Here is a 25017-nt window from a genome sequence, read left to right as displayed (position 1 = left end):
GTGATCCAGCGCAGAATGATGCCCCCGGTCTTTTGCGTATAGTACGGCTTGATTTTGCATCCACTGAAGGGAAAAGCATGCGTGTGACCATTCTCGCCGGCAGCCTGTTGCTTGCATTGAGCAGCAGCGTCATGGCCGGCCAGGTTTATAAGTGGGTCGATGCTCAAGGCGTTACGCATTTTGGTGCGCAACCGCCCCAGGGCCAGACGGCCGAAACGCTGAACACCGCTGTAGCCCAACCCAAGCCAGCGGTAGCTGAAACTAACGTTCCTGAAAAATCGGGCGAGTCGGAGCAGCGCGACATTGATCGCAAAGTGAAGCAGCAGGTGGCTGAGCAGGAAGCCGAACGGCAGCGCTACTGCACCACCCTACGCACCAACCTGGCGCAGCTGCAAAATAATCCACGTGTACGGATTGAAGAAGAAGGCGGTCCGCGACGCCTGAACGAAGAGGAGCGTCAAGAACGCATCGGCGAAACCAAACAGAAGATCGCCGAAACCTGCAGCTGAAGCTCATTACCTAACAGCGCCCTCCGACATGGTCGGCGTTGCTTAGCGCTTGCCGCTACCGATCAGCTCATCGAAGGTTTCAAGCGCTTCGAGCAGCCCAGCCACGCGTTGCGGCTGATCTTGATACACCATTTCGGCCATCGCCAGAATTCCCGACACAGCAGGAAGAGGATCGCCACGCTCCAGTATCTGCTTCATGCGAGGCAGAAATATCCATTGCAGCCACTGGTCGAAGGCCAGCGTATCTACGCAGAACGGCTCCTGGCTGCCGAGCGCAGCGGGCGCGGGCGGTGACGACGCCCAACAACCCAGCACCCGCAATTCTCGTTCGATCAATAGCAGCTGGTCCGCAACCGCCGGCACACGTTCGTCCATCACATAGAGACCTTGGCACGCTCGCGTGCCTGTGCAGCTCCGGCGGCATTGCCCTGCCGCTCACGTGCTTGTGCGATCAGTTCCCAGAGGCTCGCCTGCAATGCGGGACGATCGCTGGCATAACTCAGACCACGACGGGACAGTTGCTCAGCCTGCACCGCATCTCCCTGAGCCAAGCGCACCTGAGCCAAGCGATACAGCACCTGCGGTTCGCGCGGCGCGATTCGCTGTGCACGCTCAAGACTGGACGCGGCTCCATTCAAATCACCACCGCCTTGTTGCTGCTGCGCCGTGGTCAGCAGTGCGAGCACCGGACCATCGAGTTGTTCGTCAGCAGACAAGGTTCCGCTGTTGGATGGGATTCCGCTGGGCATAGGCTGCGTTTGACCTGGACCAGTGCTCGGTGCGGACTGGGCGGGTGGTGTCCACTGACCTGTCTCCCCTGCAGGCGGCAGCGTAGGGGAGCCAGGCAAGGGAGTATCAGGCGCGCCATAGGTCTGTAGCGGCTCGGAACGTTGCTGCGGCACCATGACGACTACGCCGGAATCCGCAGGTGCAGATATTGTCGAGGTCTCAGGTGTGTTGGCGCTGCGATTGGGTTGCCGTGCCGAAACCTCCTCAGACACCGGCGCGCCTGAATCGACCACAGGAATTGCCCCTCGCTTGACCGATGCGCAGCCCGGCAGCAACACCGATGCGACCAACACAACCATCCATTGCTTGTTCAAATCTAAACCTCTCGATCAGCCAATCAGTCCGGCGTCCATTATGGCAACCAGCCACGAACCCAATCCATTACCGACTCCGCGGGCGCTTGAATGCCGCAACCTGGGCCCGCTGCCGGCTCGCTTCCGCGTATGTAGGGCATCTGTACAGCACCCGGACAATTCTCCGACGTTCCTTCGCCAGTTTGTGCGTCCACCCAAGCCATGGACACGTTGTCCGGCACAGGCGTTTGTAGCGGCAGCGGATCGGCACGCCGGATGAAGTCCGCCCATACCTGCAAAGCGCCGGTCGCCCCGGTGAGCGACGTTTTGCCATTGTCATCACGGCCCAGCCAGACCACCGCAAGCAGGTCCTGACTGAAGCCTGCAAACCAGCTATCTCGCGAATCATTAGTAGTGCCGGTTTTACCCGCCAATGCCAGCGATTTAGGAACCTGATTGTAGGCTGAGCGCCCAGTTCCTTCGAGCATGGCTCGCTGCATGGCGTATTGGGTCAGGTAGATGGCGCCAGGGTCGAATCGCTGCTCGATCTTGAATGGATATCGGCTGAGGGGCTCGCCATCTGCCGCGAGGACGCTGCGAATTGCGCGCAACGGCGTATTGAAACCACCGTTAGCAATCGTTTGATAGACACCTGCAACCTCGATCGGGCGCAAGCCGCCTGCTCCAAGAAGCATGGAAGGATACGCGGGCCAATCAGGCGACGCGCCCAAACGCGCAAGTGTCTTGAGCACATGAGGCACGCCCAGGTCCAAACCAAGCCGGGCAGTCGACAGGTTGTAGGAGTTGGCCAGTGCCTGATAGAGATAGACCGTTCCGTGAGCATTCCGACCGTAGTTTTGCGGCTTCCAGACCTTTCCATCTGCACCCTTCACTGAGAAAGGCTCATCTTCGAGCAAGCTGGTCAGCGTGTACTGGCTAGGTTTCTCAAGCGCTGCCAGGTAGATAGCCGGCTTGATAAGCGAGCCAATCGGGCGCGACGCGTCCAGAGCCCGGTTGAAACCGGCAAAACCTGGATGGCGGCTGCCTAGCATAGCCTGCAGCTCGCCAGTTTCCGGGTTGGTGACTAGCATCGCCCCTTCGACGCCCTCAGCGGCCTTGCCAAGCCGCTTGAGCGTCTCGGTCATCGCTTTCTCCGCCTTGGATTGAATGATCGGGTCAAAGCTTGTGAAGACCCGAAGCCCCTCCTCGGTCAAATCCTCGTCACGATAATCTTCACGCAGCTGGCGCTTAACCAAATCGAGGAAGGCCGGATACGAGCTGTCAGCCAGACTGCCACGCTGCGTTACGCCAAGGGGCGTCTTCTGTGCCTGTGCGGCTTCTTCCTCGCTGATGACCTGTTGTTCAGCCAGCAGATCGATCACAAGATTACGTCGTTCCAAGGCCCGTTCGGGATGACGCCGCGGGTTGTAGTAAGTCGGCCCTTTTACCATGCCGACCAGCAGCGCCACGTGCTGAAGCTTGAGTTCGGCCAATGGACGACCGAAGAAATACTGACTTGCCAAACCAAATCCATGAATGGCGCGACGGCCATCCTGGCCCAAGAACACCTCGTTCAGATAGGCCTCGAGGATTTCCGGCTTGTCGTAATGCAGTTCAAGCAGCACCGCCATCACCGCTTCGGTGGCTTTACGGCTCAGGCTGCGCTCGTTGGTGAGGTAGAAATTCTTCACCAATTGCTGCGTCAGTGTGCTGCCGCCCTGCCGCACCTCGCCCGCAGTCAAATTCACCCATACCGCACGAGCAATTGACTTGGGCGACACGCCGAAATGATCGAAGAACTCACGATCTTCTACCGCAACCAGGGTTTCAACCAGATAAGGAGGGACTTGGTCGAGCTTGATAAGGATTCTGTCTTCGTTGTGTGCGGGATACAGGCCGCCTACCACCAGCGGCTCCAAGCGAGCCACAGGCAGATCACCGCCATCCATTTGTGACAAACCGGACACGAAATCCCCGGAGAAACGCACTCGAATGCGTTTGGACTCTTCCGGGCCTTCGTAAAAACGAAAGCCTCTCGTCTGCATTTCGACAGCATTGGCGGCTACCGATACCGTGCCCGGCCCGCTGATTGTCTTTTCGCGACGGTAGCCCAGCGCATCGAGCTCGGTCAGAAAGTCGTCCTTGTCGAGTTTCTGCCCAACAAACAACTCCAACGGTCGCGCATAAACGGTGGCCGGAATCGTCCAGCGCTTGCCAGAAAACTTTTCCTGAACCACTGCGTCGAGGTAAACCGCGACCCCGGCAACTATCACCAGAGCGACAATGGATAGTTTGATAACCCAACCCAGCCAGGGACGGGAACCACCGGAACGGCGTTTGGAACGGGAGCGAGAGGAGCGAGATCTAGTCATGGCGGCGCATTATACGCACTTTGATTTGCGCCGAAGACGCCCTCTTGGCGGTTTGCACGCTTTCCCCGGATGGACATAATGGTGCGTTTCCTGACTGTGTGAACTGTATCCCGAAGTGCTCACACGCCTGTCCAACCAATGTTAAAGGAATGACCGTGAGCCAAGCACTGATCACCGCTTTGCAGAATCCGGCCCTCTATCCTCACCCGGTCGACGGCTTCAGCGTTATCGAGACCCATATTTCCTGGGTCATCCTGACGGGCCACTATGCGTACAAAATGAAGAAGCCAGTGGATTTTGGCTTCCTCAACTTCACAGACCTTACCGCCCGCAAGCACTACTGTGAGGAGGAGCTACGGCTGAACCAGCGTATGGCGCCGGAGCTATACCTTCAGGTACTGCCTGTTACCGGCAGCGTCGAGTCACCAGAAATCGGCGGCAGCGGCGAGCCGATTGACTATCTGTTGCAAATGCGCGAGTTCCCGCAGACGCAGCTAATGGCTGAGGTGCAGGCGCGCGGCGAGCTGACCGACAAACATATCGACGCCCTTGCCCAGCAGATTTCCAGTTTTCACTTGAGCGTTCCACAGGTCGCGGCTAGCCATGCACTGAATAGTGCCGAAGCGATCGTCGCCCCGATGCGGCAGAATTTCGAGCAGATTCGTCCGCTACTGACCGAGCAAGCAGACCTGCAGCAACTCGACGCTCTGATGGACTGGACCGAGACCAGCATTGCCCGCCTGCAACCGCTGTTGGAACAGCGCAGCCAGCAAGGATTCATTCGCGAATGTCATGGCGATCTTCACCTGGGCAACGCAACCGTCATCGAAGATAAGGTGGTCCTGTTCGATTGCATCGAATTCAACGAGCCGTTCCGCCTGATCGATATCGCGTGCGACGCTGCTTTCCTGGCAATGGACCTGGAGGATCGAGGCCTGAAGTGCCAGGCGCGGCGTTTCATCAATGGCTGGCTGGAGAGAACGGGCGACTACGCGGCGCTTCCATTGCTCAACCTCTACAAAGCGTATCGGGCAGTGGTTCGTGCCAAGGTCAGCCTGTTCCGACTGCACCAGGAACAGGATGCTGTGCAGCGACGGGTCATCATGCGCCAGTACCGCAGCTACGCGAATTTGGCTGAAAGCTACAGCGCTATTCCATCCCGGTTTCTTGCCATCACTCATGGCGTGTCTGCAGTCGGCAAGAGTCAGGTTGCGCTGCGCCTGGTCGAAGCGCTCGGCGCCATCCGCATACGCTCAGATGTGGAGCGCAAGCGGCTGCACGGCAGCCAGCCAGAGCACCAATCGACCGAACTGAACACCGGTATCTACAGTAGCGAAGCTGGTGAATCTACTTATCAACGGTTGCATGTGCTGGCCGAAACCGCCCTCAACGCGGGTTGTTCGGTCGTAATCGATGCGACCTATCTAAACCAAGGCCATCGCCAAGCCGCCTGGCAAGTAGCAGAGGCGACCGGTGTGCCGTTCATGATTCTGAGCTGTGAGGCACCCGATGCGGTCATCGAACAGTGGCTCACGCAGCGCCAAGCGGAAGGTGGCGATCCGTCCGATGCCACCATGTCCGTAATCGCCACTCAACAAGCGTCGCGCGAGCCATTGAGTGAGAGCGAACAACTGCTCAACCGGCAAATTAATACGCCTGAAGCAGAAAGCCTCGACAAGCTGGTCCATGCAATACGCCAGCGCTTGCCGGGTCTCTGACCAAGGGTTGTCGTATCGGACCGTAGACGGATAAGCCTCGCCAAGGCACCGCCGAAAGCAGAACCCGGTGGTGCTTCTATACTGCACTGGTCTGTCAGCGGAAGCCGGCTATGCCTTCTCGTCACCTTGCCATTGCCGCTGGACTGTCACGATGAGTGATAGCGTCCAGCTTTTCTCGGTTCGTTCCGATCATTACGCGCAGTTCCGGCCGAGCTACCCGGAGCGCCTGTTCAGCTGGCTCGCCGAGCGCTCGCCCAGGGTCGATTGCGCACTCGACATTGCTGCAGGCACTGGCCAGGCGACCCAGCCCCTCCTCGCCCACTTCAGCCAGGTTATCGCTTGCGACGCCAGCCTTGACCAGTTAACTGCCAGTTCGAACTGGCAAACCGCGCATCGACTCGCCGCCGGGGCCGAGCAATTGCCGCTACGCGACGGTGTGGCCGACCTGATCGTGATCGCACAAGCGCTGCACTGGTTCGCTACGCCCGCCTTCTTCGCCGAAGCTAAGCGGGTACTGGCCCCTGACGGCCTGCTCTGTGCGTGGTGCTATAGCTTGATTCGTATCGGCGAACCACTGGATGGGCTTATCGATCATTTGCACGGGGAAACGCTGAGCGGCTACTGGCCGCCAGGCCGTGCCAGCGTGGATGTTGGCTACACGGATATCCAAGCACCATTCGCAACGCTCGAGCCCCCTCCATTTTTGATGGAAGCCTACTGGGATCTGCCGCAATTGCTGGGATACCTCCGCACATGGTCGGCGGTAAAACGCTGGCAGCAGACACATGGCCGTGATCCGCTTAGCGAGCTGGAGGCTGAGTTTAGGCAGCATTGGAGCAACCCCAAACAAGTGCGCCGGGTCCACTGGCCGCTTCACTTCGTTATTGGTTATCCGGGCATACAGGAGCAATCATGCACGACGAGCTGCTGACCTTGAGAAATCTCGGCAAGACATCTGCGCAATGGCTGCACGCTTCGGGCATCCACACGGCCGACGACCTGCGACGACTCGGCGCGGTCAGCGCATATCAAGCAGTCAAATCAAGAGGATTCAGCGCCTCTCGAGTACTGTTGTATGCAATTGAGGGCGCGTTGCGAGACATCAACTGGAAAGAACTTCCTGACACCTTGAAAACCGAGCTCAACCAGCACCTGGCCCGCGGTGACCACCGAGACAAGAGCTAGCTCACAATGCCCGCTCGACAACGTTTACTCTCTTCGAGCGGGGCCTTATGGTGAGCGCGCGCATCGCTCCACATCTGTGAGCCCGCTTGTCCAAGGATTGCCTACATGTATGTACTCGGGGAACAACCGGCTTATGCCGATCGATTGATCAACCGTCTGCAGGGAATTCCGGCGAAATTGCTCGAAGGGCTTGCTTCCTCAGCACCGCCGATCGAGATCAAATGCTCCGACGACCTGACGAAAGATCTACCCGAGCAGCACGTCTTTATTATCGAAAGCGGCCTATTGCATGCGCTGGTAGATGAGCGCCCCTTGTTTTACCTGCAAGAAGGTGACCTCCTAGGTCTGCGGCAGGGCCTGGAGCTGCCGCTTTGCCGCTATCGCAGCGACGAGTCGATTCGCCTGATTCCTTATGCGCGCAACGCGGTGTTTGCCCACATCCATGCCGACCTGCATCGGCAGGAGCTCTTTACCCAGTATCTGATTGGACAAACAACGCTGTTATCAGAGGCACTGGCCCGTCTTAAGCAGCCCGAGATCCACCCCACCACTGGTTTTCAGCATTTCGCAGAAGGAGATGAGTTGATTCGCCAGGGCGATGACGCGGACAACGTGTTCATCATCATCGAGGGCCATGCTGAAGCGTTCGTCGACGGCCAGAAGGTTGGCGACGTCCAGCGCGACGAAATATTTGGCGCGATGGCTGTATTCACTCAGGAAAAGCGCAGCGCGACGGTCATCGCCACTACTGCCTGCACAGTAATGCTCATTCCCAAGGATCAATTTCTCAGCCTGATGCAAAGCAATCCGAAAATCGCCCACAGCCTGATCGAGAGTATGGCCAGACGCATCGACTTGCTAAATAAAGAGGTCACCCAACTGCGTATGCCCCTTTCGGCGTAGTCGTCGGGGGTAGATACCGAGGCCGAATTTTATTTGCCAACTCGCTGTTGACTAATGAATGAGAATTGTTATTATTAGCACCACTGATCGCAAGATCAGCCGGTAAGCTGGAAGTACGGGCAGTCGGACTTTCAGGTTATCTCCTCATCAGGCTAATCACGGTTTTGACCCGGCTTTTGCCGGGTCTTTTTTTGGCCTCAGTTTAAGTCAGGGTTTTACTTGCTGGCCGGATCTCTGTAGTCGGCACAATAGTCGCGCTGAGGCTGAGCCGGGGTATACCAGACAAAATCTGCTTGGTCCGCGGTCCACAGGTTGTCGCCTGCATCCGCGAGCACCAGAACGCGCTCATCTGAGCCGTCATTTTGAGTTGCCAGATGCAGGGGCACGCCAACATCCCGCCTTACGTGAAACGCACCTGCGAACAGGGTGGCCGGTTTCGGTGCACTTTCCGCCTGTTCAGCCATCCGGCGATCACGCTGTTGCTGTACCGCAAGCATCGCTGGAAGTTGCGACTCGGGCAGCATTCCGCAATGAGAAACGCGTATCTGCGTCAACAGCGTTTCTTGCACGCTCTCGTCAGCGGCGGCACCAGTGAGTCGTGGAATACGACGGTATATGTTGGTGATTTCCGCACGATCAAGATTGGCCGATAGCACAGGGTAAGGCTTTGCCAGTACATGGCTGACTAACGGGGCGTACAAACGCCATTCCCAACCCTTTTGCCAGGCCAACGCCGTTACTAGATCGTCAGGCCATCGTCCTTGCCGCGCTGAAACCTGCACGCTCGCGACCTCGTCCTGCTGATCAGGATTGATCATCTCCAGCAACACGCTTCCCTGCTCACGCCGCTGCGCCAATGCCTGGAGAAGCCAAACCTGGAGCGCATGATGGTCCGGGTTGTCATGGCGCTCGCCAACGAGGACCTGATCGACCCCCGACAACTCGTCGATCAAGCGCCTTGGTGATATCTGCTCGCCGCTTCGCAGATCTACGATTCGTCCCACGTCGGGATGTGCTAGCCCCTCCGAGCTTTGCCAAGTAGGCAACGGAGGCAATGACTGGCAAGCAGCGAGCAGAATCAAGACCAAGGGTGACAGCAATCGCATATGCCAGTCCTCCGCGCGTACTGACTAATAATTGACTTCGTTGCAAGCGTCGCCGAAAAACCACTTCGAGACCAAGAGGGTTGAGGGAACTCGACTCACAACGCCTTGATCAGGAGTGTCATTGGTAGTCGAAGGCAACGAGCAGAATCCGGTGCGATCGCCTGCGTTGCTCATTAGGCGATAATCGCCAAAAAGGAGAGCGTAATGGTGAGATTGTGCGATGCAAACGAGGTGACGGAAGGCCATAGCAAGGGATTCGAACTCGCAGGGCAACGGCTACTTGCAATACGCAAGGGCGGCACCCTGTACGTCTATGAGAATCGTTGCCCACATCGCGAAATACCGCTGGAGTGGCTGCCGGACCAGTTTCTCGATAGCAGTGGCAGCCTGATCCAATGCGCCACGCACGGAGCGCTATTTCTCATCGAAAGTGGAGAATGCGTAGCCGGTCCCTGTGAAGGGCAGGCCCTGAAATCTTTGACAACGGTCGAGCAGGACGGCGCCATCTGGCTGCGGACGTAAGCGAGTGCGACGTTGCGTACAAGCGACGATTAGCCGCGTTGGGTATCATGCGGTCACTGCTAATTGTGAGATGACCATGCGCCGTTTGCTGAGTCTGCTGTTTTTATTGTTCTCCCTCCCTGCTTATGCAGGCCTCTTCGATAGCGGGCCCAGTTCAACCCTCGGCGGCCTAAACAACAGCGCCGACTTCCTGCCCGTACGAGAAGCCTTTCGTCTTAATCTGGTCGACACATCACCGGAACAAATCAAGCTGCGTTTCGTCACCGCCGAGGGCTACTACCTCTATCGCCACCAGTTCAAGTTCATCACCAAGACGCCTGGGGTCGTTATCGGCGAAGCGAAGCTTCCAGCCGGAGAGCAGAAGACCGACGACTATTTCGGCGATGTTGAAGTTTATTACGGCGTTCTGGATGTCGAACTACCGATTCGGAACCCGGAGGACCGCCCTTTTACCCTGCAGGTCACCTACCAAGGCTGTGCAGACAAGGGCTTGTGCTATCCGCCTGAAACCGAATCGTTTGACATCGGGGGCGCGCCGGCTGCTGCGCCCACGTCCTCGGATGTAAGCCAAGAGACAGGCGTTGATGCCGAGCCGTCCTGGCGCTCGGTGGCATTGTTCTTCATCGCGGGGCTGGGCTTGACGTTTACGCCGTGCGTGTTGCCGATGCTGCCGATCCTTTCTGGTGTCGTTCTACGAGGCCAGATCGGCGGCATGCGCAGCTTTGCGTTGTCGCTGGCCTATGTCCTGCCCATGGCGGCCGGCTTCGCCGTGCTGGGGGCGCTTATGGGCGTCTTTGGCGCCGAGCTGAACCTGCAGGCTCGCCTGCAGTCGCCTTGGATTCTCGTGCCTTTCGCGTTGTTTTTCGTCGCCTTCGCTCTCGCCATGTTCGGGCTGTTCGAGCTTCGTTTACCGCAAGCGGTCGGCGATCGCCTCGAACGCGTTGCTGGAAACGCCAAGGGCGGGTCGTTTGTTGGCGCCGCACTGCTTGGCGCCGTATCCAGCTTGCTCGTCTCGCCATGCGTTTCAGCCCCGCTAGCAGGCGCGCTGCTCTATATCAGCGCCAGCGGCGATGCGCTGGGCGGTGGGCTCAAGCTGCTTGCCCTCGGCCTGGGCATGGGCACGCCTCTGATTCTATTTGCCATCGGAGGCGGCGCATTGTTCCCAAAGAGCGGCCCGTGGATGTTAACCGTGCGCAACGTCTTCGGCGTATTGCTGCTGGCAGTTGCCGTCTGGATGCTTGAACGGGTCCTGCCTGGCTCGGTGTCGCTTGCGCTGTGGGGCTTGCTGGCCGCTGGTACAGCGCTGTTTCTCGGTACGCTTGAGCTCACACCGAAGAATACGCAGCAGAAACTTGCACAGCTTCTTGGCCTGGCGTTGCTCGTGTACGCGTTGGCAGCTTGGGTCGGTGCGCTACAAGGAGGCTCAGACCCGTTGCGCCCGCTACCCCAGCCGATGTCCGCTGTGGGCGCCACCTCGGCCAGCAAAACGGAAATCTGGCGCACGGTTTCCACCCCGGCTGAACTCGACGCCGAACTTGACGCCGCGCAGGCCGCCGGTCAGCCACTGCTGCTCGACTGGTATGCCGACTGGTGCATCAGCTGCAAGGTAATCGAACGTGAGGTTCTCGCAGCAGCACAGATTGTCCCCCGCCTAGCCGACTACCGCTTGGTCCGCTTCGACATAACCGACAGCAACCGCGAGCAGCGTGCACTGCTTGACCGCTATAACCTTTTCGGCCCGCCTGCGGTTCTTTTCTTCGATCGCACCGGAAACGAATTGACTGATGTCAGGGTGGTCGGTGAGATTGATGCCAAACAGTTCGCCGCACGGCTAGATCTAGCCGAAGCATCTCTTTAGAGCGATCCCTGCCGCAATCTCCAGACATAATGTCGGTATTTACGCCGATCAAGACATGACTGGACAGTCAGCACTGGGTTCGTGCATAGTTTTTCCCCTAACCGATGAGCGTCCCGCGACGCCTTCCGGACAGAACAACAAGGAATACTCATGGCAACGTTTCTGGTCCTCCACGGCCCGAATCTGAATATGCTTGGCACTCGCGAACCCGGGGTCTATGGGAACACCACACTGGCGAAGATCAATCATGATCTGGAGCAGCGAGCCCGAGATGCAGGCCACCACTTGATGCACCTGCAATCCAACGCCGAGTACGAGCTGATCGAGCGAATCCATGCTGCACGCAGCGAAGGCGTCGACTTTATATTGATCAATCCCGCCGCTTTTACGCATACGAGCGTTGCGCTACGTGACGCGCTGCTGGCGGTGAGCATCCCATTCATCGAAGTGCACCTTTCAAACGTGCACAAGCGTGAACCTTTCCGCCATCACTCTTATTTCTCGGATGTCGCGGTAGGAGTGATCTGCGGCCTTGGCGCCATTGGCTACCGCCTGGCATTGGAGGCCGCCCTGGAACAACTCGCTGCTTCCTGACAGGACCGTGCGCGACTCGCGCCCAGCCTCGAAGAAGCGCACAGCAATGCCCTTTGAACTTACCTCTGGAGTCACCGCTTCATGGATATTCGCAAAGTCAAGAAACTGATCGAGCTGCTGGAAGAGTCCGGTATCGATGAACTGGAAATTCACGAAGGCGAAGAGTCAGTTCGCATCAGCCGTCACAGCAAGCAGGCCGCAGTGCAGCAGCCCTATTTCGCTCAGGCCCCGATGCCAGCGCCAGCAGCCGCTCCTGCCGCAGCACCAGCAGCCGACACCGCACCGGCTCAGCCAAAGCTAAACGGCACCGTAGTTCGTTCGCCGATGGTCGGCACCTTCTACCGCGCCTCTTCTCCAGAAGCGGCAAGCTTTGTTGAAGTCGGCCAGAGCGTTAAAAAAGGCGACATTCTCTGCATCGTCGAAGCTATGAAGATGATGAACCACATCGAGGCCGAAACCAGCGGCACCATCGAATCCATCCTGGTGGAGAATGGTCAGCCGGTCGAATACGACCAGCCGCTGTTCACCATCGTTTGAACCGCGGAGAGCCAGCGATGTTGGAAAAAGTACTAATCGCCAACCGCGGCGAGATTGCCCTGCGGATTTTGCGAGCCTGCAAAGAGCTGGGGATCAAGACCGTCGCGGTTCACTCCACCGCCGACCGGGAGCTGATGCACCTGGCCTTGGCCGACGAGTCAGTCTGCATCGGCCCGGCCCTCGCGACCAACTCCTACCTGCACATTCCCTCGATTATTGCCGCCGCAGAGGTAACCGGTGCCACGGCGATACATCCGGGCTATGGCTTTTTGGCTGAAAACGCCGACTTCGCCGAACAAGTGGAAAAGTCCGGCTTTGCCTTCGTTGGCCCTAAAGCGGAAACGATTCGCCTGATGGGTGACAAGGTGTCGGCCAAGGATGCAATGATCAAAGCCGGCGTACCTGTAGTCCCTGGCTCTGACGGGCCGCTGCCGGAAGATGAAGCCGAAGCGCTGCGCATCGCTCGCGAAGTTGGCTATCCGGTGATCATCAAGGCTGCCGGTGGTGGCGGCGGGCGCGGTATGCGCGTGGTTCACCATGAGGAAGAGTTGATCAAGTCGGCCAAGCTGACACGCACCGAAGCGGGAGCGGCGTTTGGCAATCCGATGGTTTATCTCGAGAAGTTCCTGGGCAACCCACGCCACGTAGAAGTTCAGGTGTTGTCCGATGGCCAAGGCAACGCTGTGCATCTTGGCGACCGCGACTGCTCGCTTCAGCGCCGCCATCAAAAGGTTCTGGAAGAAGCACCTGCCCCGTACATTGACGAAAAGGCACGCGCTGAAGTACTCAAACGCTGCACCGACGCCTGCGTCGAGATCGGCTACCGGGGCGCCGGTACTTTCGAGTTCCTGTACGAAGACGGTCGTTTCTATTTCATTGAAATGAATACCCGTGTCCAGGTGGAGCATCCGGTGACCGAAATGGTGACTGGCGTCGACATCGTCAAAGAGATGCTCAGCATTGCGGCTGGCAATAAGCTCTCAATCAAGCAGGAAGACGTGGTCATTCGCGGACATTCGCTGGAATGCAGGATCAACGCCGAAGACCCCTCAAACTTCCTGCCCAGCCCCGGCAAAGTGAAGCACTTCCATGCGCCTGGCGGCAATGGAGTGCGTGTCGACTCGCACCTGTACAGCGGCTATTCGGTACCACCGAACTACGATTCGCTGATTGGCAAGCTGATCACATACGGTGCAACGCGTGAAGAAGCCATGGCCCGCATGCGCAACGCTCTGGACGAAATCGTAGTCGACGGCATTAAGACCAACATTCCGCTTCACCGGGATCTTGTCCGTGATGACGGATTCTGCAAAGGCGGCGTGAACATCCATTACCTGGAAAAGAAGCTGGGAATGGACAAGCACTGATACGGTGCTGAGCTTGAAGAAATGGGGCTGCCGACTGGCAGCCCTTTTCTTTTCTCGGATCAGCCAGATGGAAGCTGCCAGCCTGCTCCAGTAACATTTCAACCCTCTGACCGCTGTCCCGGTCGTTCGCTCCGAGAGGTTCCAATGCCCTGGTTACAACTTCGTCTTGCCATCTCCCCCGAACAGGCGGAATCCCTCGAAGACGCGCTTCTGGGCGTTGGTGCTGTGTCGGTAACCTTCATGGACGCCGAAGACCAGCCAATATTCGAACCCGACCTCAATACGACACCGCTATGGTCACACACCCATTTGCTGGCACTGTTCGAAGGCGATACGGATGAAAGCAATCTGCTGGCCCACCTGCGGCTGCTTACAGGCGGCGCATTGCCTGAGTATCAGCTTGAGCGCATCGAAGATCAGGACTGGGAACGCAGCTGGATGGATAACTTTCATCCAATCCGTTTCGGCAGACGTCTATGGATCGTGCCAAGCTGGCATGCTGCTCCAGAGCCGGACGCCGTGAATTTGCTGCTCGACCCCGGCTTGGCGTTTGGCACTGGCACTCACCCGACCACAGCGCTCTGCCTGGAGTGGTTGGACGGCCAGCCGCTTGAGGGGCTGGAGGTACTGGATTTCGGCTGTGGCTCGGGCATCCTCGCTATCGCTGCCCTGCTCTTAGGCGCAAAGCAAGCGGTGGGAACAGACATTGATGTCCAAGCCTTGGAGGCATCGCGTGACAATGCCGGGCGCAACGGCATCGATCCGATGCGCTTTCCGTTGTATCTGCCTGAACAGCTTCCCGAGACACAGGCCGATGTGGTCGTCGCCAACATCCTGGCTGGCCCGCTGGTCACGCTGGCCCCGCGCATTATTGAAAGGGTCAAGCCCGGCGGCCGCCTGGCTCTGTCCGGCATATTGGCCGAGCAGTCCGAAGAGGTTCGTGCTGCCTATGCAGGCCAATTCGACCTCGATCCAACTGCAGAGAAGGATGGCTGGGTTCGGATAACCGGAAGGCGCCATCTTTGATACAAGTCCCAGCCCAAACAGCTATATCGATCCAGAGGAGTGCAGTTTGACGGTGCGCATGCGCTAGACTACCGGCATTTCCGCCGGACCAACGCATGACCAGCTTCGTCACTCAGTGCCCACATTGCCAGACCAGCTTTCGTGTCAACCGCACCCAGCTTGCTGCTGCGCAGGGTGTGGTGCGGTGTGGTGCCTGCATGGAGCTGTTCAACGCTGCCCGCTATCTGCAGCAGGCGGACATTACAGGTAGCACACCCGAGAGCCCGGACGCCTCGAACCCCGCAGCCTTCAACGAAACGTTACCCAACATCCGCCTGCGCGCTGAGCATCCGGAGAAAAAAGACGACACGCTGTGGATCCACGATGATTTGGATCTGGATAGCCTGGACCTCGACGAGGAACTGGCGAAGCTTGAGCGACAGGAGCTTGAGCTGTCCCGAGAGTTGCTGCAACTGGCGCCAAAAGCGAGGGACCAACAGCAGGTCCATCCAGCAGCGAAGGAAGACGACGAGGCGTGGGCAGAGCAGCTGCTGAAAGCGGAATCGGTACCCCATATCGGAGTCGAACCGCTCCAGGAGGACCTGGCTGATGGAACCGAACCCACCATCGACACTCCGGCCTTTCGCTTTGCCCCGGTGACTGCCGATCACCCTGCTCCGCCTAGTCCCCTGGCTCCCTCCAACGACCACGTCGTCGCTCAACTGAAATCACCGGGACGCGCCGAACCCGTTTTCGAGGGTTTAGCCGACCCCGACGATGGCTTGCCGCACCCCACGCCTGCAAGCAGATCAGGAGGCGACGACGAAGATGCGTCAAGCCTATCGGCACGCGACAGGCCCAGTGATCGGCTTTTCGATCTTGAAGACGAGCCGTTGCAGCTCGATTGGGAGGCCCGGAGGCGCCCTTGGGGACGCTGGCTGGGCTGGGGTTTCCTGAATCTAATTGCCTTGCTCGCACTCGCGGGTCAGTACGTCACCTATAATTTTGACGAGTTGGCGCGCCAGGATGAGTACCGACCATGGCTCGAGCGCATCTGCCCCGCTCTCGGTTGTGAGCTTCCGCCAAGGGTGGACATCAGCCAGATCAAAAGCAGCAATCTGGTAGTGCGCAGCCATCCCGAATTCGCTGGGGCACTCGTGGTCGATGCGATAATCTACAACCGCGCGCCGTTCCCGCAGCCGTTCCCGCTACTTGAAGTTCGTTTCGCCGATATTCAGGGCAAGACTTTGGCGCAACGGGTCTTCAAACCCGGGGAATACCTCTCCGGCGAGCTGGCTGGTCAGTTACAGATGCCTTCACAAATTCCAATTCATATCGCCTTGGACATCCTTGATCCTGGCATCAGCGCCGTGAATTACAGTCTCGCCTTCCGGTCTCCCGACTAGGAATCGGCTACGCCTGGATAGCCGCTGGCGGTTAGCGTGAGCTCGTTCGGCCCACGTCCTTCGGTCGGTTATAGGCCCGGGGACTGTTCAGATTTTGTTCAAAACAGTCTTTAACCCGTCACCCGTAGCGGGTATTATGCACACCCTTTTTTGCTGTCCCGATCGACCTAACAAGCAGGCTCCAGGCAGGGAATCTTCATGTCAGCGGTATGCATCGGCCCCTATGTTCTTCCAAATCGATTGATTCTCGCGCCAATGGCTGGCGTGACGGATCAGCCGTTTCGCCAGTTATGTCGACGCTTGGGTGCAGGCATGGTGGTGTCGGAAATGGTGACCAGCGATGTTCGGCTATGGAACAGCCGCAAATCGCGGCTGCGCTTGATACATGAAGGTGATCCAGAGCCCCGCTCGGTGCAGATCGCTGGTGGCGATCCACAGATGCTCGCCGACGCCGCCGTTCGCAATGTCGAACTGGGAGCACAGATCATCGACATCAACATGGGGTGCCCAGCCAAGAAGGTTTGCAACAAGGCAGCTGGCTCCGCGCTCATGAAGGATGAACGGCTAGTTTCAGAAATCCTCAGGGCCGTTGTCGGCGCGGTTGATGTGCCGGTGACCCTGAAGATCCGCACCGGCTGGGACAGAGAGAACAAGAACGGACTGACAGTTGCGAGAATCGCTGAACAGTCCGGTATCGCTGCATTAGCTGTACACGGCCGTACCCGTGCGGATCTGTACACCGGCGAGGCGGAATACGAAACAGTTGCTGCTATCAAGCAAGCCGTCTCGATTCCGGTATTTGCCAACGGGGATATCGATACACCACATAAAGCCAGTCAGGTACTTGAAAAAACCGGGGCAGATGCGCTGCTTATCGGCCGAGCGGCTCAAGGGCAGCCTTGGATCTTTCGCGAGATCAACCACTATCTGGCTACTGGCGAGCTGATGCCGCCGCCAGGATTGAGTGAGGTAGAGCGAATCCTGCTGCAGCATCTTGAAGCGCTACATAGCTTTTATGGCGATGTGATGGGCGTGCGTATCGCCCGAAAGCACGTCAGTTGGTATCTGGCAACACTACCCGGCGCGCTTGAATATCGCCGCCGGTTCAATGGTTTGGAAGACAGGGAAGCGCAATGCGCCAGTGTTCGCGAGTTCTTTGCGGAACGCCGAACAAACCCTGATTCGGGGGAAGGAAAAGGGGTGGCTGCATGACGCTGTTGAACGAAACATTGTTAACTGGAACAACATCCGTGAGCGACAACGTGAACCTCAAGCAACACCTCAACACGCCGAGCGAAGCAGGCCAGACCCTGCGTGGCAGTGTCGAAAAGGCGTTGCATAACTACTTCGCCCATCTAGAAGGCGCGGACGTTACCGACGTTTACAACCTCGTGCTTTCCGAGGTGGAAGCCCCACTGCTGGAAACCGTGATGAATTATGTCAAAGGCAACCAGACCAAGGCCTCTGAACTGCTGGGCCTTAACCGCGGAACCTTGCGCAAGAAACTCAAGCAGTACGATCTTCTCTGATCAGCGGCACGCTCCGATGGAACGGTGCAAGCCGTCTCCCGGGAGCACTCCGCTTGTAGCCTGTAGCTCCTAGGAAATGTCTATGACCGACCAAAGCACCCGCCTACCCGTCCGCCGCGCGTTGATCAGCGTGTCCGATAAAACGGGCGTTGTTGATTTCGCCCGCGAACTCGTCGCCATGGGCGTCGAAATCCTGTCCACCGGCGGTACCTTCAAGCTGCTGCGTGACAACGACATCGCTGCGGTCGAAGTGGCGGATTACACAGGCTTTCCGGAGATGATGGACGGCCGGGTTAAAACCCTGCACCCCAAGATCCACGGCGGCATACTTGGTCGGCGCGACTTGGACGGTGCCGTCATGAGCGAGCATGGCATCAACCCGATCGACCTGGTTGCGGTCAACCTCTATCCCTTTGCCGCAACTGTCGCCAAGCCTGGCTGCACGCTCCCGGATGCAATCGAGAACATCGACATCGGCGGCCCGACCATGGTCCGCAGCGCAGCGAAGAATCACAAGGATGTCGCTATCGTCGTCAACGCCGATGATTACGCCGACGTTATTGAGAACATCAAGAGTGGCGGTCTGACCTATTCCCAGCGCTTCGATCTGGCGTTGAAAGCCTTCGAGCACACCGCGTCCTATGACGGCATGATCGCCAACTACCTGGGCACGATCGACCAGAGCGTTGAAACACTTTCCACCGAAGGGCGCAGCCTGCTTCCTCGCACCTTCACCACGCAATTCGTCAAGGCGCAAGACATGCGCTACGGCGAGAACCCGCATCAGATCGCGGCGTTCTACGTCGAAACCGCCGACGAAGCGTGCGTTGCCACTGCCCGTCAATTGCAGGGCAAGGAATTGTCCTTCAATAACGTCGCCGATACCGACGCTGCCCTCGAGTGTGTAAAGAGCTTCGTCAAGCCGGCCTGCGTTATCGTCAAACACGCCAACCCTTGCGGCGTCGCAGTGGTTCCGGAAAACGAAGGCGGTATCCGCCAGGCTTACGAGCTGGCCTATGCCACCGACAGCGAGTCGGCATTTGGCGGCATCATCGCCTTCAACCGCGAACTTGACGGCGAAACAGCAAAAGCCATCGTAGAGCGCCAGTTCGTCGAGGTAATCATTGCCCCAAGCATTTCAGCCGATGCCCGCGAAGTCGTAGCCAGTAAAGCCAATGTACGCCTGCTTGAGTGCGGCCAGTGGCCAGCGGAGCGCGCGCCTGGTTGGGATTTCAAGCGAGTCAATGGTGGGCTGCTGGTACAGAGCCGCGACATCGGCATGATCAACCAAGCCGACCTCAAGGTCGTCACTCAGCGCGCGCCATCGGAGCAGGAGATTCACGACCTGATCTTTGCATGGAAGGTGGCAAAGTTCGTTAAGTCCAACGCCATTGTCTACGCCAAGCACCGGCAGACTGTCGGTGTAGGTGCAGGCCAGATGAGCCGTGTCAATTCTGCTCGTATCGCCGCTATCAAGGCTGAGCATGCCGGCCTGCCAGTTCCTGGTGCCGTCATGGCAAGTGACGCTTTTTTCCCGTTCCGCGACGGCATCGACAACGCGGCCAAAGCCGGCATCACGGCGGTGATTCAACCAGGCGGTTCGATGCGCGACGCCGAAGTGATTGCCGCTGCTGACGAGGCAGGCATCGCCATGGTGTTTACCGGCATGCGGCATTTCAGACATTAAAGCCCGCAGGCCTGAGGCCGACGGAGCTGGGCGCACTGCTTCAGCTCCTATGGCCTCGGGCTTTCAGCGCTCAGACGAGAGAATCAAGCATGAAGGTACTGATCATCGGCAGCGGCGGTCGTGAGCACGCTCTGGCCTGGAAGGTCGCGCAGGATCCACGCGTCGAGAAAGTTTTCGTCGCACCCGGTAACGCCGGCACCGCTACAGAAGCAAAATGCGAGAACGTCGCCATCGACGTGCTGGCCATCGAACAGCTGGCTGACTTCGCCGAACAGAACGTGCAGTTGACCATCGTCGGCCCGGAAGCTCCTCTGGTAAAAGGCGTAGTCGATCTTTTCCGCACACGCGGTCTCGACTGTTTCGGGCCGACCGCTGCCGCCGCACAACTGGAAGGCTCCAAGGCATTTACCAAGGATTTCCTGGCCCGCCATAAGATCCCTACCGCCGACTACCAAAACTTCACCGAGATCGCACCTGCACTCGCCTATCTGCAAGCCAAAGGTGCCCCGATCGTGATCAAGGCCGATGGCCTGGCCGCTGGCAAGGGCGTGATCGTTGCCATGACCCTGGCCGAAGCAGAAGAAGCCGTGCGCGACATGCTCTCCGGCAACGCCTTTGGCGACGCCGGCGCGCGGGTAGTGATCGAAGAGTATCTCGACGGCGAAGAAGCGAGCTTCATCGTAATGGTCGACGGCACCAACGTCTTGCCGATGGCAACCAGTCAGGACCACAAGCGTGTAGGCGATGGCGACACCGGCCCTAATACGGGCGGAATGGGCGCTTATTCGCCAGCACCGGTGGTGACCGCCGAGGTTCATCAGCGGGTGATGGATGAAGTCATCTGGCCGACCGTCAAGGGCATGGCTGCCGAAGGCAACGTCTATACTGGCTTTCTGTACGCGGGGCTGATGATTGATCGCCATGGCGCGCCCAAGGTTATCGAATTCAACTGCCGCTTTGGCGATCCGGAAACCCAGCCGATCATGCTGCGCCTGCAGTCAAGTTTGGTATTGCTGGTAGAAGCGGCTCTGGCCAAGGCGCTGAACAAGATCGAGGCGCAGTGGGACTCGCGACCGAGCCTTGGCGTGGTGCTCGCCGCCGGCGGTTATCCTGGGGATTACGAAAAAGGCGCGGCGATTCGCGGCCTTGACGCCGCAGCTCAACTGGAAGGCAAGGTCTTTCATGCCGGGACTGCGTTGAAAGATGGAACGGTGAGAACTTCCGGTGGGCGCGTACTCTGCGCCACTGCCCTTGGCGATACGGTGTCCGAAGCCCAGCAGAATGCCTATGGGTTGGCTGCGCGTATCGAGTGGGACGGACACTTTTATCGTCACGATATCGGGTATCGTGCAATCGCCCGTGAACAAGGCGAACGCTAAGCAGGACTATTATTGCTGCAATGTGCGCAACGGCAAACCTTAACGGCCGTTGCGCACATTACCGGACGCCAGGGCGATGGCTATAATCCACCGTCACACACTTGAAGGGACTTCAATCGTGCGTCGACTCCGAGTCGCCATTGCTTTTACCTTCAGTCTGTTACTGGCTGCGCTGACCGCTTGGCCGGCATTCGCAGCTACTCCTGAGCCGACTCTCCTTACCACGTCTACCGAGGCCATTGGCGTAACAGAGCCCAACTGGCGCTTGCTCATTGACCAGTCTGGCCTTCTGACCCTTGAGGAGATTCTGGACCAGCGCAACCTGTTTCAGCGTATCGACGAATATTCGTATGCTGCACCTGCAACCGATAATGCCGTCTGGCTACAGGTAACCCTTCCCGCTTTCACAGATCCTAACTGGCTGCGAATCTTTGCGCCCCGCGTGCAATACCTGGATTTTTACCTCCTCCGCGACGGCGAGCTTGAAAGGCACGTGGAAACTGGCGAGCTGAGGCCGCTCGAGTCACGGCCGTTGCCCACTCGTTCATACCTGTTTTCGTTGCCCAACGACAACGAGCCTCGCGAAGCCTATATACGGTTACAGTCGTCACACCCAATCATGGCCTGGTTTCGGACGGTCGACGAAGCCGGTCTTGTCGAGCTGGCGCGTCCGGCTTATTTGTTCGGTGCGCTATTTGGTGCACTGGCCCTTCTGACGATCTACAACCTGCTGCGCTTCGCCTATACATTGAGCTACAGCCACATCTGGCTCGCATTGCTGCACGGCGCATTGCTGACCAGTGCGGTAGCCAACCTTGGCCTGCTGGCGGTTTGGTCACCCACGCTGATCTACAGTCAGCCGCTGATTGCAGATATGGCGGCATTGCTGACCTGCGTTTCCATACTGGCTTTCACCTATGGTTTCTTCCATCACCGAAAGCTTCGCTGGGTAACCTGGCTGCTTGCGCTCGAAGCAGCGCTGGTCATTGCCTTGGCGGCGACCATCCTCTTTGCCGACCGACTCTGGTTCAGTTGGCTGATATACGTCATGGTGCTGGGTACCGCCATCAGCGTTACCGTCATCGCTATCCACCACTGGCGACAGAGCTACGAGCCCGCCCGCCTCCTGGTTGCAGGCATGCTGCTATTCGATGGTGGCTTCGTCTCGGTACTGCCGGTTCTGCTGGGCTTCAATCAGTTCGATCCCGACTGGCTGACGGGGATCATGTTCAGCGTCTCGACCTGCTCAGGCCTGATCCTCAGCTTCGCGCTCCTCGAGCGGCAACGGCAGATCCACTCCGACAACCGCAACCAACATACAGCCGAAGCCGTTAATAGCGCGGAGCTGCGAACCAAGGCAGATTTTCTGGCCAAGATCAGCCATGAGATTCGTACCCCAATGAATGGCGTACTCGGTATGAGTGAGCTGCTGCTCAGCACCTCGCTTTCGGCCAAGCAACGCGACTACGTGCAGACGATTCACAGCTCAGGCAACGAGCTGCTCAACCTGATCAACGAGATCCTGGACATCTCCAAGCTTGAATCCGGGCAGATCGAACTTGATGACGTGCAGTTCGATCTCAACGCCCTCATTGAAGATTGTTTGAGCATCTTCCGCGCCAAGGCCGAACAGCAGCGAGTTGAGTTGATCAGCTTCGTTCAGCCACAGATGCCGCATGTCGTAGCAGGGGATCCCACCCGCTTGCGCCAGGCTGTGCTTAATCTGCTCGAGAACGCCTTCAAGCAGACAGAAGAAGGTGAAGTATTGTTGACCGCAGCGGTCGACGATCGCGATGGACAGCCCCAGCTGCGCATCACCGTACAGGACAGTGGCCGACCGCTCGAAATCGAGGAGCGAGATGCACTGCTCAATGCCGCCCTGGACAGCCGCGACTTTCTCGCCGCAACCCGTCATGGCGGCCGCCTCGGCTTGATCATTGCCAGACAACTGGTCCATCTGATGGACGGCGAGTTCGGTATCCAGATCGGTGGGTTTGCGGGAAATACCCTTTGGATAAGCTTGCCCCTGGGGGCCGAAATCGCCGAGCCGGCTAACGACCTCGACAATCAGCTCAAAGGTGCGCGGATTCTGGTAGTTGACGACAACGATACCTGCCGGAAAGTGCTGGGCCAGCAGTGCAGCAGCTGGGGCATGGAGGTCAGCGCAGTTGCTTCAGGCAAGGAGGCGCTGGCACTTCTACGAACCAAAGCGCATCTACGCGACTATTTCGATGCGGTCTTGCTCGATCAGGACATGCCGGGCATGACCGGCATGCAGCTGGCCAGCAGAATCAAGGAAGACTTCAGCCTCAACCACGACATCTTGCTGATCATGCTGACAGGCATGAGCAGCGCACCGAGCAAAATCATTGCACGCAACGCCGGCATCAAACGCATCCTGGCCAAACCTGTCGCCGGATACACCCTCAAAACAACCTTGGCGGACGAACTGGCTCGCCGCAGCGCCATTGTCCAATCCTCGGTAATGCACGCCAGTACGCCGCTTGAGGTGCCGGATGACTTCCGCATCCTGGTCGCTGAAGACAACAGCATTTCCACCAAAGTCATCCGCGGCATGTTGAGCAAGCTCAACCTGAAGCCGGATACGGCCAGCAACGGAGCAGAAGCGCTGGCGCTGATCAAGGCGCGTCCTTATGACCTGGTTCTGATGGATTGCGAGATGCCTGTCATGGATGGCTTCGAGGCGACAGCACAGCTACGCGCCTGGGAGGCGTATGAGGCGCGCCCACGCACTCCCGTGGTTGCGCTTACCGCTCACATTCTCAGCGAGCATCGTGAGCGTGCCCGAGAGGCCGGCATGGACGGACATATGGCCAAGCCCGTTGAAATGTCCCAACTGCGCGAACTGATCGAACACTGGACGCGTATCCGGGAGGCTGCAGCGGACCGCTGAACGTGGTTACCGCTTATCGGGTTGCCGCAAGTACTGAACGTCGCTGATGATCAGCAGGCTTTCCGGTTGGGCCGGCATCCGCGACTCGTCCGTATGAAGATCCTGAGCCGGCACCGCATAGCTCATCAGCCGTGTCAGCATGCGCAGTGCACTTTTCAGCAACTCGATTGCCAGCGGCTCCCCTGGACAGCGGTGCCCCTTAGCAGCGTCGCCGCCTCCCTGGGTAAGAAAGCTGAAAGCATCGCCTTCCCAGCTGGCGAAACGCTCAGGCCGAAACGCCTCGGGCTGATCCCAGAGCCGCTTATCGCGGTTGGTGCCGTAGAGATCCAGCAACACTCGCGTACCCTTCTCGAACGAATAACCCTTCCATTCGAAATCCTTTCGCACCCGTGCCGCAGTGAAGGGAAAAAAAGCGTGCAACCGCCGCACCTCCTGCGCGAAGGGTTCGAGCTGCGAATCCTCTTTCTGTAACCGCTCCCGCCATTGCGGGTGCGCCAGTAATTCCAGCGCTGCGTAGATAATGAATCGTGTCACCGCAACCGTCGGGCGCAGCAAGTTGAGCATTTCAACCGCAGCTACCCGCTCATCCAGCAAATCCCCGCCCGGGTCACGATGCCGTGCAACCTTCGCCAACGCTCGATCATCGGCGATATCTAACGCGCCTGCGCGCAGCTGACTGATCAGCTCGATCATCCAGGTCTCGGCATCTTTGCGGGCCTTACGGGCACGCCAGTGACGAGCTCCGATACCACCGGCGCCGTCAATCATGGCGGCTAGCTGATCACGACGGCAAATCACCTCGCCCTCGGCAAGCGGTACGCCCGCCCACTCGCAGACCGTACGAGTGAGGATCGTCTGCACCTCAGGCATCAAAACCAGGCGATCTATACCCTGCCACTTCTCGATGGCCGCACCCCAATGAATCTCATGCAATCGCACCAGTTCAAGGACAGACTTCTCTGACAGCAACGACATGAACAACTGTTTGCGATGCCGATGAGGCTCGTCATCCAGTCCCTGGACGCCGCCTTGACCAAACAACGTTTTCTGCAGCATGCGAGGCGCAGCGTGATGTCGCTCGAAGAGTTGCTCGTCGTAAAAAAGCTTCGCCGCTTCTTTACCACTCATACAAATGGTGTTCTGCATCAACAGCCGAACCTGGAAAATATCTGTCTCGAGCCTCTGGCAACGACTGGGGATAAATGAGTAGCCTTCGCCAAGTAACGAAAGCGAGCTTTCCGCCTCTGGAACCCGTGGAATGTCTGGCATGAGCACACCTTTCGTGGATTGTTTGAGGATGGACCTCATCCTGCGGTCTGGGTGCCCGCTTCGACATGCCTTTGA

General features: G+C 58.3%; 22 protein-coding genes. 17 read left to right on the top strand and 5 right to left on the bottom strand.

The window, feature by feature from the left end; all coding sequences use genetic code 11:
- The first annotated feature begins 77 nt into the window (after window positions 1–77).
- Window positions 78–509 carry a DUF4124 domain-containing protein gene (locus tag JQR87_RS04775; protein WP_407292038.1) on the top strand — a complete coding sequence of 144 codons (432 nt, stop codon included), beginning with the start codon at window positions 78–80 and terminating at the stop codon, window positions 507–509.
- A 42-nt stretch (window positions 510–551) separates the two neighbouring features.
- Here JQR87_RS04775 and JQR87_RS04770 read toward each other — a convergent pair whose 3' ends face one another.
- From JQR87_RS04770 to mrcB, 3 genes are read right to left on the bottom strand one after another with little or no spacing between them, the layout of a single operon-like run.
- Window positions 552–884 carry a YqcC family protein gene (locus tag JQR87_RS04770; protein WP_407292040.1) on the bottom strand — a complete coding sequence of 111 codons (333 nt, stop codon included), beginning with the start codon at window positions 882–884 and terminating at the stop codon, window positions 552–554.
- A complete protein-coding gene (locus tag JQR87_RS04765) occupies window positions 884–1612 on the bottom strand; it encodes a tetratricopeptide repeat protein (RefSeq protein WP_407292041.1) in 729 nt (242 codons plus the stop codon). The genes JQR87_RS04770 and JQR87_RS04765 overlap by 1 nt, the downstream gene beginning before the upstream one ends.
- Window positions 1613–1650: 38 nt before the next feature.
- Window positions 1651–3963 (bottom strand): penicillin-binding protein 1B, encoded by a 2313-nt coding sequence (gene mrcB, locus JQR87_RS04760; protein WP_407292043.1) that lies wholly within the window; start codon window positions 3961–3963, stop codon window positions 1651–1653.
- Window positions 3964–4118: 155 nt separating this feature from the next.
- Here mrcB and JQR87_RS04755 point away from each other — a divergent pair, with 155 nt between their 5' ends.
- The 4 genes from JQR87_RS04755 (at window position 4119) to JQR87_RS04740 (ending at window position 7769) form a co-directional block, all read left to right on the top strand.
- On the top strand, window positions 4119–5681 hold the full coding sequence (locus JQR87_RS04755; protein WP_407292045.1) for an AAA family ATPase: 1563 nt from the start codon (window positions 4119–4121) through the stop codon (window positions 5679–5681).
- Window positions 5682–5832: 151 nt separating this feature from the next.
- A complete protein-coding gene (locus JQR87_RS04750; protein WP_407292047.1) occupies window positions 5833–6612 on the top strand; it encodes a class I SAM-dependent methyltransferase in 780 nt (259 codons plus the stop codon).
- On the top strand, window positions 6594–6866 hold the full coding sequence (locus JQR87_RS04745) for a TfoX/Sxy family protein (RefSeq protein ID WP_407292048.1): 273 nt from the start codon (window positions 6594–6596) through the stop codon (window positions 6864–6866). Before JQR87_RS04750 ends, JQR87_RS04745 begins: the two co-directional genes overlap by 19 nt.
- A 105-nt stretch (window positions 6867–6971) precedes the next feature.
- The gene (locus JQR87_RS04740; RefSeq protein WP_407292050.1) at window positions 6972–7769 is read left to right on the top strand and encodes a cyclic nucleotide-binding domain-containing protein; all 798 of its coding nucleotides are present in this window, start codon (window positions 6972–6974) and stop codon (window positions 7767–7769) included.
- Between the two features lie 215 nt (window positions 7770–7984).
- Here the strand turns inward: JQR87_RS04740 and JQR87_RS04735 are convergent, their stop codons facing one another.
- Window positions 7985–8875 (bottom strand): ChaN family lipoprotein, encoded by an 891-nt coding sequence (locus tag JQR87_RS04735; RefSeq protein ID WP_407292052.1) that lies wholly within the window; start codon window positions 8873–8875, stop codon window positions 7985–7987.
- A 204-nt stretch (window positions 8876–9079) separates the two neighbouring features.
- Between JQR87_RS04735 and JQR87_RS04730 the strand changes: the two genes are divergently transcribed.
- The 12 genes from JQR87_RS04730 to JQR87_RS04675 all read left to right on the top strand — a co-directional run bounded on the left by JQR87_RS04730 (window position 9080) and on the right by JQR87_RS04675 (window position 23673).
- Window positions 9080–9397 (top strand): Rieske (2Fe-2S) protein, encoded by a 318-nt coding sequence (locus tag JQR87_RS04730; RefSeq protein ID WP_407292053.1) that lies wholly within the window; start codon window positions 9080–9082, stop codon window positions 9395–9397.
- A gap of 76 nt (window positions 9398–9473) precedes the next feature.
- Window positions 9474–11255, top strand: coding sequence for a protein-disulfide reductase DsbD (locus JQR87_RS04725; RefSeq protein ID WP_407292055.1), 1782 nt, complete (start codon window positions 9474–9476; stop codon window positions 11253–11255).
- A 150-nt stretch (window positions 11256–11405) separates the two neighbouring features.
- Window positions 11406–11849, top strand: coding sequence for a type II 3-dehydroquinate dehydratase (aroQ, locus tag JQR87_RS04720; protein WP_407292056.1), 444 nt, complete (start codon window positions 11406–11408; stop codon window positions 11847–11849).
- 81 nt (window positions 11850–11930) lie between these two features.
- Entirely contained in the window at window positions 11931–12386 is a 456-nt protein-coding gene (gene accB / locus JQR87_RS04715; RefSeq protein WP_407292057.1) for an acetyl-CoA carboxylase biotin carboxyl carrier protein, read from the top strand.
- Window positions 12387–12403: 17 nt separating this feature from the next.
- Complete coding sequence (accC, locus tag JQR87_RS04710) at window positions 12404–13753, top strand: acetyl-CoA carboxylase biotin carboxylase subunit (protein ID WP_407292058.1); 1350 nt, start codon at window positions 12404–12406, stop codon at window positions 13751–13753.
- A 144-nt stretch (window positions 13754–13897) separates the two neighbouring features.
- Window positions 13898–14779 carry a 50S ribosomal protein L11 methyltransferase gene (prmA, locus tag JQR87_RS04705; RefSeq protein ID WP_407292059.1) on the top strand — a complete coding sequence of 294 codons (882 nt, stop codon included), beginning with the start codon at window positions 13898–13900 and terminating at the stop codon, window positions 14777–14779.
- Window positions 14780–14874: 95 nt separating this feature from the next.
- On the top strand, window positions 14875–16164 hold the full coding sequence (locus tag JQR87_RS04700; RefSeq protein WP_407292060.1) for a DUF3426 domain-containing protein: 1290 nt from the start codon (window positions 14875–14877) through the stop codon (window positions 16162–16164).
- Window positions 16165–16362: 198 nt separating this feature from the next.
- A complete protein-coding gene (dusB, locus tag JQR87_RS04695; RefSeq protein WP_407292062.1) occupies window positions 16363–17376 on the top strand; it encodes a tRNA dihydrouridine synthase DusB in 1014 nt (337 codons plus the stop codon).
- Window positions 17373–17693 (top strand): DNA-binding transcriptional regulator Fis, encoded by a 321-nt coding sequence (fis, locus tag JQR87_RS04690; protein WP_021208373.1) that lies wholly within the window; start codon window positions 17373–17375, stop codon window positions 17691–17693. Before dusB ends, fis begins: the two co-directional genes overlap by 4 nt.
- A gap of 82 nt (window positions 17694–17775) precedes the next feature.
- On the top strand, window positions 17776–19380 hold the full coding sequence (gene purH, locus JQR87_RS04685; protein WP_407292064.1) for a bifunctional phosphoribosylaminoimidazolecarboxamide formyltransferase/IMP cyclohydrolase: 1605 nt from the start codon (window positions 17776–17778) through the stop codon (window positions 19378–19380).
- Between the two features lie 89 nt (window positions 19381–19469).
- Window positions 19470–20759 (top strand): phosphoribosylamine--glycine ligase, encoded by a 1290-nt coding sequence (gene purD / locus JQR87_RS04680; protein WP_407292065.1) that lies wholly within the window; start codon window positions 19470–19472, stop codon window positions 20757–20759.
- 118 nt (window positions 20760–20877) lie between these two features.
- Entirely contained in the window at window positions 20878–23673 is a 2796-nt protein-coding gene (locus JQR87_RS04675) for a hybrid sensor histidine kinase/response regulator (RefSeq protein WP_407292066.1), read from the top strand.
- 6 nt (window positions 23674–23679) lie between these two features.
- On the opposite strand, the gene JQR87_RS04670 is transcribed toward JQR87_RS04675, so the two are convergent.
- A complete protein-coding gene (locus JQR87_RS04670; RefSeq protein WP_407292067.1) occupies window positions 23680–24942 on the bottom strand; it encodes a cytochrome P450 in 1263 nt (420 codons plus the stop codon).
- Window positions 24943–25017: the final 75 nt, after the last annotated feature.

Origin of the sequence: Stutzerimonas stutzeri, assembly GCF_051028275.1 — a bacterium.
Lineage (GTDB): Bacteria > Pseudomonadota > Gammaproteobacteria > Pseudomonadales > Pseudomonadaceae > Stutzerimonas > Stutzerimonas stutzeri_AS.
Note: the sequence above shows the minus strand (reverse complement) of the source record. Positions and strands in the feature narration are given on the sequence as shown.

Excerpts from the sequence above, each read along its gene's own strand:
- JQR87_RS04775 (WP_407292038.1), top strand. The coding sequence starts at position 78 with ATGCGTGTGACCATTCTCGCCGGCAGCCTGTTGCTTGCATTGAGCAGC.
- JQR87_RS04770 (WP_407292040.1), bottom strand. The coding sequence starts at position 884 with ATGGACGAACGTGTGCCGGCGGTTGCGGACCAGCTGCTATTGATCGAA.
- mrcB (WP_407292043.1), bottom strand. The coding sequence starts at position 3,963 with ATGACTAGATCTCGCTCCTCTCGCTCCCGTTCCAAACGCCGTTCCGGT.
- JQR87_RS04750 (WP_407292047.1), top strand. The coding sequence starts at position 5,833 with ATGAGTGATAGCGTCCAGCTTTTCTCGGTTCGTTCCGATCATTACGCG.
- JQR87_RS04745 (WP_407292048.1), top strand. The coding sequence starts at position 6,594 with ATGCACGACGAGCTGCTGACCTTGAGAAATCTCGGCAAGACATCTGCG.
- JQR87_RS04740 (WP_407292050.1), top strand. The coding sequence starts at position 6,972 with ATGTATGTACTCGGGGAACAACCGGCTTATGCCGATCGATTGATCAAC.
- JQR87_RS04735 (WP_407292052.1), bottom strand. The coding sequence starts at position 8,875 with ATGCGATTGCTGTCACCCTTGGTCTTGATTCTGCTCGCTGCTTGCCAG.
- JQR87_RS04730 (WP_407292053.1), top strand. The coding sequence starts at position 9,080 with ATGGTGAGATTGTGCGATGCAAACGAGGTGACGGAAGGCCATAGCAAG.
- JQR87_RS04725 (WP_407292055.1), top strand. The coding sequence starts at position 9,474 with ATGCGCCGTTTGCTGAGTCTGCTGTTTTTATTGTTCTCCCTCCCTGCT.
- aroQ (WP_407292056.1), top strand. The coding sequence starts at position 11,406 with ATGGCAACGTTTCTGGTCCTCCACGGCCCGAATCTGAATATGCTTGGC.
- accB (WP_407292057.1), top strand. The coding sequence starts at position 11,931 with ATGGATATTCGCAAAGTCAAGAAACTGATCGAGCTGCTGGAAGAGTCC.
- accC (WP_407292058.1), top strand. The coding sequence starts at position 12,404 with ATGTTGGAAAAAGTACTAATCGCCAACCGCGGCGAGATTGCCCTGCGG.
- prmA (WP_407292059.1), top strand. The coding sequence starts at position 13,898 with ATGCCCTGGTTACAACTTCGTCTTGCCATCTCCCCCGAACAGGCGGAA.
- JQR87_RS04700 (WP_407292060.1), top strand. The coding sequence starts at position 14,875 with ATGACCAGCTTCGTCACTCAGTGCCCACATTGCCAGACCAGCTTTCGT.
- dusB (WP_407292062.1), top strand. The coding sequence starts at position 16,363 with ATGTCAGCGGTATGCATCGGCCCCTATGTTCTTCCAAATCGATTGATT.
- fis (WP_021208373.1), top strand. The coding sequence starts at position 17,373 with ATGACGCTGTTGAACGAAACATTGTTAACTGGAACAACATCCGTGAGC.
- purH (WP_407292064.1), top strand. The coding sequence starts at position 17,776 with ATGACCGACCAAAGCACCCGCCTACCCGTCCGCCGCGCGTTGATCAGC.
- purD (WP_407292065.1), top strand. The coding sequence starts at position 19,470 with ATGAAGGTACTGATCATCGGCAGCGGCGGTCGTGAGCACGCTCTGGCC.
- JQR87_RS04670 (WP_407292067.1), bottom strand. The coding sequence starts at position 24,942 with ATGCCAGACATTCCACGGGTTCCAGAGGCGGAAAGCTCGCTTTCGTTA.